1 protein-coding gene is annotated in these 1,648 nt (G+C 42.8%); it reads left to right on the top strand.

The genetic code is table 11. The features are described 5' to 3' along the window. Positions 1 to 81 precede the first annotated feature (81 nt). The gene (locus WS42_RS14590) at positions 82 to 1,638 is read left to right on the top strand and encodes an IS1634 family transposase (RefSeq protein WP_046451353.1); all 1,557 of its coding nucleotides are present in this window, start codon (positions 82 to 84) and stop codon (positions 1,636 to 1,638) included. The last annotated feature ends 10 nt before the right edge of the window (positions 1,639 to 1,648 follow it).

Below are 1,648 nucleotides of genomic sequence, written 5' to 3' on the forward strand. Positions count from 1 at the left end.
TTCATTTTATAATTGATTGATAAACAATATTTTGTATCTTTTCATGCCCTTATTTTGGGGTACGCAAAAGTTTTTTTAACTATGTTTGTCAAAAGAAAGAAGAATCGGTCTGGAACAACAAGTATTGTTGTTGCAGAGAAAACAAAGGGCATTTACAAAGAGTTAATTACTATTGGTGTGGCCAAAGATTCAAACGAAATAGATAGTCTCGTAAATGCAGGTCATGAATGGATTTCAAAAGAAGAATCCCGGCGCCATCCACAACTCGATTTGTATGGTGAGGAGCGTGAAGCGTGTGACCGTGAGCGAGAAGAAGTCCGCCGTGTTCTGTCCAATGTCAGCAACATCCTTCTCAACGGATGCGACTTGATATTAGACCGCACGTTTGACAGGATTGGTTTCAATCGTATTGACGATGATGTATTCCGCAAGCTTGTAAAGGCTCGTTTGGCATATCCAACAAGTAAGGCTGCTACGGTGGAATATCTGAAAAACCACTTTGACGAAGATGTGGATCTCTCAAAAATCTATCGCTATCTTGACAAGCTTAGCGACCATCAGCACGAAATAGTACAGGATATAAGCGTGCGCCATACGGCGAAACTGTTCGGTGGAAATATCGGTGTGCTGTTCTATGATGTCACCACACTTTACTTTGAAGCGGATTATGAGGACGAATTACGTAAGGCAGGCTTCTCGAAAGAGGGACGTCACAGTAATCCTCAGATCATACTCGGCCTGCTTGTAAGTTTGGGCGGTTATCCGCTTGCATATTGCATCCATGAGGGCAACAAATATGAAGGCCACACGATGCTGCCGACGATAAATGAGTTTGTTAGTAAATACGGTTTGGAAAACTTCGTTGTGGTGGCTGATTCCGGTCTGATGAACAATGCCAGTATATCGGAACTTGAGACGCACGGTTACAAGTATATAATAGGTGCGAAGATAAAGAATGAAAGTCAGGAAGTCAAGAACTGGATACTGGAACAGCCCAAGCGCGACTGCCAGATGGTTGAATATGACAAAGAAGGCGGACGTCGTCTCTTGATCGGCTATACAGATGACCGTGCAAAGAAAGATGCCTATAACCGGGAGAAGGGAATACGCAGGTTGGAAAAGGCTTACAAGCATGGTGCGCTCACGAAAGGTAACATCAACAAAAGAGGTTACAATAAGTTTTTATCCATGGATGGTGAAGTGAAAGTAGCCATCAACTATGACCGTATTGCCGACGACTCCAAATGGGACGGTCTAAAAGGATATCTCACCAATACTAACATACCAATACAAGATGTTTATGCTGCATACCACAACCTTTGGCACGTAGAACGTGCCTTTCGTATAGCCAAATCAAAGATAGAGATACGCCCCATGTTTCATTTTACACGCAAACGCATCGAGGCTCATATATGCATCTGCTTTGTGGCTTTGAAAGTATACAAGGAATTGGAGCGTATGCTGAAAGTCTCAGAGATTAAGATGAGCGTAGACAAGGTGCTTGCATTGGCTAAGACAATCACAACCATACAAATCAAACTACCTCTGAACAAGGAGGTTTATACGCAAACCATGCTGATGGCAAGGCATCAGAAAATAGCTAAACTCTTTGACGAAGAATTTTGGGGTACGCAATGACGAAGTCAGG

The organism is Odoribacter sp. N54.MGS-14 (genome assembly GCF_000980295.1).
Classification (GTDB): Bacteria; Bacteroidota; Bacteroidia; order Bacteroidales; family Marinifilaceae; genus Odoribacter; species Odoribacter splanchnicus.